The 6408-nt window shown below is 64.0% G+C and carries 8 protein-coding genes; 5 read left to right on the top strand and 3 right to left on the bottom strand.

From position 1 onward, the window contains the following. Together VK519_RS06485 and VK519_RS06480 are read right to left on the bottom strand one after the other, a co-directional pair. A partial coding sequence (locus tag VK519_RS06485) for a sugar-binding domain-containing protein (RefSeq protein WP_324348371.1) occupies positions 1-740 on the bottom strand: 740 nt, incomplete at its 3' end. A 70-nt stretch (positions 741-810) separates the two neighbouring features. Further along, the gene (locus VK519_RS06480) at positions 811-1119 is read right to left on the bottom strand and encodes a UBP-type zinc finger domain-containing protein (protein ID WP_324348369.1); all 309 of its coding nucleotides are present in this window, start codon (positions 1117-1119) and stop codon (positions 811-813) included. A 141-nt stretch (positions 1120-1260) separates the two neighbouring features. Between VK519_RS06480 and VK519_RS06475 the strand changes: the two genes are divergently transcribed. After that, the gene (locus VK519_RS06475) at positions 1261-2040 is read left to right on the top strand and encodes a DUF2182 domain-containing protein (RefSeq protein WP_324348367.1); all 780 of its coding nucleotides are present in this window, start codon (positions 1261-1263) and stop codon (positions 2038-2040) included. Between the two features lie 120 nt (positions 2041-2160). Here VK519_RS06475 and VK519_RS06470 read toward each other — a convergent pair whose 3' ends face one another. Further along, positions 2161-2787: a phosphatase PAP2 family protein gene (locus tag VK519_RS06470; RefSeq protein ID WP_324348366.1), complete on the bottom strand. Its 627-nt coding sequence runs from the start codon at positions 2785-2787 to the stop codon at positions 2161-2163. Positions 2788-2932: 145 nt separating this feature from the next. On the opposite strand from VK519_RS06470, the gene VK519_RS06465 reads away from it, so the two are divergent. The 4 genes from VK519_RS06465 to VK519_RS06450 form a co-directional block, all read left to right on the top strand. Next, positions 2933-3370, top strand: a complete 438-nt coding sequence (locus tag VK519_RS06465; protein WP_324348364.1) for a low molecular weight protein-tyrosine-phosphatase — start codon at positions 2933-2935, stop codon at positions 3368-3370. 188 nt (positions 3371-3558) lie between these two features. Further along, complete coding sequence (locus VK519_RS06460; RefSeq protein WP_324348362.1) at positions 3559-4239, top strand: YjbF family lipoprotein; 681 nt, start codon at positions 3559-3561, stop codon at positions 4237-4239. Then, entirely contained in the window at positions 4236-5030 is a 795-nt protein-coding gene (locus VK519_RS06455; protein ID WP_324348360.1) for a capsule biosynthesis GfcC family protein, read from the top strand. Before VK519_RS06460 ends, VK519_RS06455 begins: the two co-directional genes overlap by 4 nt. After that, positions 5030-6408, top strand: a 1379-nt coding sequence (locus VK519_RS06450) for a YjbH domain-containing protein (protein WP_324348358.1), incomplete at its 3' end; no start/stop codon positions are given. The genes VK519_RS06455 and VK519_RS06450, both read left to right, overlap by 1 nt.

Genomic DNA, 6408 nt, shown 5'->3' with positions numbered 1-6408 from the left:
ACCTTCGTGTCCGCGCCGCCTTCTACGTGCGGCAGCACCGCGAGCTTTGCGTGATCGAGGTCCGCCGTCATGTCCAGGCGTTCGATGTGCACCGGCGCCACAGGTTCCAGCCAGACCGTCTGCCAGATGCCGGTGGTGGCGGTGTACCAGATGCCGTCCGGCTTCAGCCGTTGCTTGCCCAATGCGCCTTGGCCGTCGTCGGTGGGATCGTAGACACGAACCACGATGGTGTTGCCACCGGGCTTGAGTGCATCGGTGATGTCATAGCCGAAACTGTCGTAGCCACCCACGTGGGTTTCGCCTGCCCGTTTGCCGTTCACCCACACGGTGGTCTGCTGGTCCACGGCGCCGAAGTTGAGCCTGACATGCCGACCGGACCAATCCGCGGGGATCTCGATAGTGCGCCGGTACCAAACGGCCTGGTCGCTGCCGACCGGGCGCTGCACGCCCGAGAGCGCGGATTCGACAGCGAAGGGCACGCGGATCTGCATCGGCCATTGGGCAGGTTCGGTGGCCGACCGCGGGGTGATGGCCAATTCCCATAAGCCGTTGAGGTTCTGCCAGTCGGGCCGGGTCAGCTGCGGACGCGGATATTCGGGCAGGGGATGGTCTACGGGAACCTTGTCCGTCCAGGGCGTGGATAGTGGCGGCTTGCCCGGCATCCATTCCGTGGCGTGGACACCCATGGCTGCCAACATCATGACTGCAAACGTAAATCGTCCGACGACTGCCGTGGTCATGATGGTCCTCGTGTGTGAAATTGTGTGATTTAATCAAACCACATAATGCCACCCATGGGGAAGGCGGACTTCAGTAGAACCGCGGGATCGGGCCCAACTGCGGTGTCATGCGGTCGCTCAGGTCAAACATCACTTCGTCGACGTAGCACCACCCCCAGCCCTCCGGCGGATCGTAGCCTTCGATGATCGGATGCCTGGTGTGCTGGAAGTGCTTCGCCGCGTGGCGGTTGGGCGAATCATCGCAACAACCGACATGGCCGCAGGTGCGGCAGATGCGCAGGTGAACCCACTCACCGCCAGACTTCAGGCACTCCTCGCACCCGCGGGCGCTGGGGGTGACGTCCTTGATGGTGTCCAGGTGGGTGCAGTCGATGGTCATGGGAGCTGGCCGCTGAGAGAGATAACATCGATCCCGCATCATGATAGCCGAGGGAATCCCGCCACGCTTGTCACTCCCACGTTGTGCTTTTCCGGTCCTACCCTCGCCAGGTACCCAACCATGGCGAGGACACCGCAACGTATGGCTTCCGACAGGGCTTTCCTCGGCACCTGCATGCTGATATTCGCGGCAAGCGCGGCGGTCACCATCCACGCGTGCCTGTCCATGCCCGGGATGGCCCGGATGCCGATGCCCGGCGGCTGGGCCATGTCGATGGCGTGGCTACCCATGTGTGGACAGACCTGGCCCGGTCTTGCCGCATCGTTCATGTCCATGTGGACGGTGATGATGGTGGCGATGATGCTGCCATCGCTGATACCGATGCTGATGGGTTATCGCAGGGCCACGGGCGTCGCCAGGCAGGCGCGGATCGACTGGCTTACATCGGTGGTGGGGGCGGGCTATTTCTCGATATGGGTTGTGCTGGGTGTGGCCGTGTTTCCCTTGTGCGCGGCGATGGCGGTGGCGCAAACCCGGTTACCGGCGATGGCACAGGCCGTTCCGGTTGCCGGTGGCGTGGTTGTGGTGGCCGCCGGCGCGCTGCAATTCACAGCCTGGAAGGCCCGCCGGCTGGCTTGTTGCCGATACTCCCCATCCAACGCATCGTCGGCCCGCACCCTGGCGGCGTGGCGACATGGCTTGCAGCTCGGCTTTCGCTGCACCCAGTGCTGTGCCGGGCAAACGGCAGCGCTCCTTGTCCTTGGCGTCATGGACCTTCGCGTGATGGCCACGGTAACCGCCGCCATCACGGCCGAACGGCTGGCCTCCGCCGGTTACCGCGTTGCGCGGGGCATCGGCGCCATCATGGTGGCAGTGGGCGTGACGTTGATCATGCGCGAAGCCTGGCTGGCGGTGCGCTGATATCGGTGGCTGGCTCCGACGACAGCCTCAATGCCGTGGTCGCTTCAGTTACGACGAAGCTCAGTTTCGAGCCTTCTACATGCAATCGCTGCGGAGGCTGATCGATGGCATCAAGGCTCGCTAACCTAATCGCATGCGTCGTGTGAAGACGTTCGGGTGCCCGCTTAGCCACACCGCAATATCCTGGAGCACGTGTTGCGAAGGGAACACGCGGCCGTAGCAGGTAAGTCCGATGACCAGTGCGCCGCCCGCCAGCAGCAGAAGCTGCCACGCACCTCGTCGCTGCGGCTGCGCATCCGAAGCTGCCAGGCCGCCCACGAACCAGGCGGACACCGCAAAACCAAGCACCGCGCCCAGCCACACTTCCGATGGACTGTGCACCTTCAGCGCCAACCGCGATATCGCCACGGCCGCACCGACCAGCGCGCCCAGCATGATCGCCATCGTCCGGATCCGCACGGACCCATGGCGTGCAAGCACGCCGGCATACGCGGGCCAGACAAGGATCGCGAGCGCGGTATGCCCGCTCAGGCCGGTGTAGTTGAGGCCTGGCGGCCCGATGCCCCATGCCATGAACAGCAACTTCGACAGCACCACGATGCCGCCGCACACGGCAACGGCCAGCAACCAGCGACGACCATCTCGCCATGAGGTTGGAGGAAGGAATAGCCAGATCGCCATCCACGCGATCAGCGGCAACAGCAGCGCGCTGTCGCCAAGGCTGGTAATGGCGCGCCAGATCGTCATGCGCCGGTGTCCGGCCGTTTCAAGCGCATTGCGTCATGGTGGCCGGGAAAATGGTTACTCCTGCAACCATATCATCAACTATCGCCAGCATGTTCATTGCGCCCATCGTCTATGATTTCTCCGAAACAGGAGTATTGCAGTACCTATGTTCGAACGGATACTGATCGTCTGCGTGGGGAACATCTGCCGCAGCCCCACCGCGGAATACCTTTTGCGACAGCGCCTGGGCGATGCCCACGCCAGCGAAGTCTCAAGTGCAGGCCTCAGCGCCATGACGGGCCACCCCATCGATGCCACGGCACTGCAATTGTTGCGGGAACATGACGTCGATGGCGCCCAACACCGCGCACGACAGCTCAACACCGCGCTGCTGCGCCAGTCCAGCCTTATTCTTGCCATGGAGAAAAGCCATGTCGCCGAGATCGGCCGGATGGCGCCGGAAGCCAGTGGCAAAGTGTTCATGCTCAGTCGATGGGACGGTGGCAGTGACGTGCCGGACCCTTATCGCCAGGAGCGAATCGCGTTCGAACACGTGTTCGCCTTGATAGACCAGGGCGTAAGCAGCTGGCTGCGTTATCTCTAAGCGTGTTTTTGCTACCTCAGTCAGTTTTCAGTTTGGTTCGGTGATGTAGTGTTCATGGACGTGCCGGTGTCCTGCATTGGAACCGGCTCGCCAGTGAAGTGCTGTCTTTGTCTGGTCCTGGCGGTAACGCCGCCTAATTTGCCCGACATCATCCCCGACCGGACCCCTGACCGACCTTGGCCTGGCCTGTGAAAAAACGCGCGTGCATCGCGCTACGGCATTTCTTGCCCGGTGGGCTGGCGCTGGCGCTGGCATTGCTCGCCGGCTGCTCGTCGGTCTCGCGCGGCAGCCTTGAGAGCGTCCGCCTTGCCGTGCGCGGGGAGACGGTGCAACCCACGGCGGCGTCGGTAGCCGCCACGCCGTATTTCCAGCTGCAGGTGAACGCACCCGGCGGCGAGGCGATACTTATTCTCGCCAGCGTGAAACAGGGACAACTGGGCTGGTACGGCGGCGGGCACGATATCGTCTTCACTCGCGACGGACTGGTGGTGAAAACCGTCGGCCTGGCGCAGAACCTGGATGATTCGGTATTCCCGTCGGGCAATCCCTTCCAGGCAGGCCTGCAACGGCTAGATGGCCCCGTCGACTACACGCGGCGCATGGATTTCTCGCCCGGCTACCGCTACGGCGTGGTCATGCAGGCCCATCTGGAGCCCCGGGCGCTGGAGGACATCGAGATCCTCGGCACGGTGCACCGGCTGCGTCGTATCGACGAAGAACTCTCCGCGCCCGGCATGGGCATGCATATGACCAATCATTACTGGATCGACCCGGATGACGGGTTCATCTGGAAGAGCAAGCAATACGTGGCGCCCGGGTTCCCGCTCGAGCTGATCCAGTTGCAGCCCTACCGGGAGACCGCGTCGTGAAGCGCCGCATGTGGGTGCTGGCGCTGGCACTAGGCCTTCACGCGTTGCCGCCGGTGGCGCAAGCGCAGGCAACGATAAAGGTCGATGCCGAGGGTGCGGTAGGCCAGCCCGGCCCGGCCGTCTATCCGTCCGGAGCCCGTTTATCCGCGGTGGCAGCGGCAGCCAGGGTCGATCCCGCGGCGTATGCCATGGGCGCGGCCTGGCTGCAGCCGGCCTTGCAACGCGAACAGCTGCGCCTGCGTGCCGGCCTCGTGTACGAACTGGGTGCTATCCGCCGACAAGCCATGGCCGCCGACAACGCACCGCTGGCCGAAGGCAGCGCCGCATTCCAGGCGTGGTTGTCCGGGCGCCCGATCACCGGCCGCCGCCCCGGTGCCGCGCTCGATCCCGGCCGGCTGGAAGTGACGCCCTCCGATGACTGGCCGGTGCACGAGGGCGATACGCTGTTCTATCCGCGGCGTCCGGCGGACATCCGGGTGGTGGGGGCGGTGGGCAAGGCCTGCCGTTTGCCCCTCGTGCCGATGCAGGATGCACGGCGCTACCTGGCTTCGTGCCCGTCCTCCGGCGCCGCCGATCCTGACCTGATCTATGTCGTGCAGCCCGATGGCGCCGTGTTCGAGCAGGGCGCCGCCCTGTGGAATCGCGCCGCTCCGCTCCCCCTGGCGCCGGGTGCATGGATCTATGTGCCCTTCAACCGACGTGCAATTGCCGGCGCGGCCGACGATGGGTTCAACCATGATGTCGCCGATTTCCTCGCCACCCAGACACTGGGTGAAGAAGGGTGGCAATAGTGCGCGCCAAGCGGTTCGCACGCCGGGGCTGGCATTGCGCCGGCCTGGCCTTGCTGGTCGGCGGCATTCCATCCGTATACGCGCAGCAAGCCACGACCCAGAGCGATTTCGGCGGCGTTGGCCTGTTGCAGACGCCGACCGCGCGCATGGCCGAAGAGGGCGAATTCAGTTTCGTGCTCAGCCGTACCACGCCGTACACCAACTACAACGTGTCGATGCAGCCGTTGCCATGGCTGGAGGCCTCGTTCCGTTATACCAACGTCAGCAATCGGCCGTATGGGCCGAAGGCGTTAAGCGGAAGCCAGACCTATAAGGACAAATCGATCGATGCCAAGATCAGGCTGTGGGAAGAAAGCCGCTGGTTGCCGGCCGTGGCGGTTGGCGCGCGCGACATTGGCGGCACCGGCTTGTTCTCCAGCGAATATTTCGTCGCCAGCAAGCGGACAGGGCCGCTCGACTTCAGCCTGGGCCTTGCCTGGGGTTACATGGGCGCACGCGGCGATATCGCCAATCCGTTCGATTTCATCAGCGATCGGTTCAGCACGCGTCCTACCGGTGGAACCGGCACCGGCACATTCAGTACCAACAAGTTCTTCCGCGGCCGGCCGGGCTTCTTCGGTGGTGTGCAGTACCAGTCGCCGCTTCGATGGCTGCTGCTGAAGGCTGAAGTCGACGGCAACGACTACAAGCACCAGCCGCAAAACAACAACCAGCCGCAACGCACGCCGGTGAACCTGGGCGCGGTATTCCGCTTGAACCGCAATGTCGATCTTACCCTCGGATATGAGCGCGGCGAGGTCGCCACGGCGGCACTGAACCTGCATAGCAACCTTGCCAATCATGTGGATCCGCCAAAGACTTACGATCCGCCGCCTGAGCCCGTGGCCTTCGAAACGGCCAGGGTGGATCCTGCTCCGGCGGGCGTGGCGGCTACCAATCCGGCGCCCGCCAGCAGTGCGGCGCCCAGTGCGGCGCCGCGCCAGTCACCTGGACAAGTGGACTGGGCCGAGGTGTCCAAAGCCTTGCACGACAACGCCGGCATCAGTGTCAGCAGCATCGGGCGCCGCGGTTCGGAGCTCGTGATCCACGGCGAACAGCAACGCTTCTTCTATCCTGGCGAAGGGGTAGGGCGCGCCACCCGCATCATCGACAACCGGGTTGACGGGAGCATCGACTGGCTCACCGTGGCCAGCGAACGCAATGGCATGAAAACGGTGGAAACCAGCGTACACCGGCCGCTCTTCCTGGAACTGCTCGATCACCAGATCGACCTTGATACGTTCCGTCGCAGTGTCGAGCAGGATCCGGTTACCACGCGAGATGAAGAAGTGCTCTACCGCGCGCCACTAAAACGCTTCACCGGCGGTGTTTCGCTGGG

The organism is Pinirhizobacter sp. (assembly GCF_035317885.1).
Taxonomy (GTDB): domain Bacteria; phylum Pseudomonadota; class Gammaproteobacteria; order Xanthomonadales; family Rhodanobacteraceae; genus Pinirhizobacter.
Note: the sequence above shows the minus strand (reverse complement) of the source record. Positions and strands in the feature narration are given on the sequence as shown.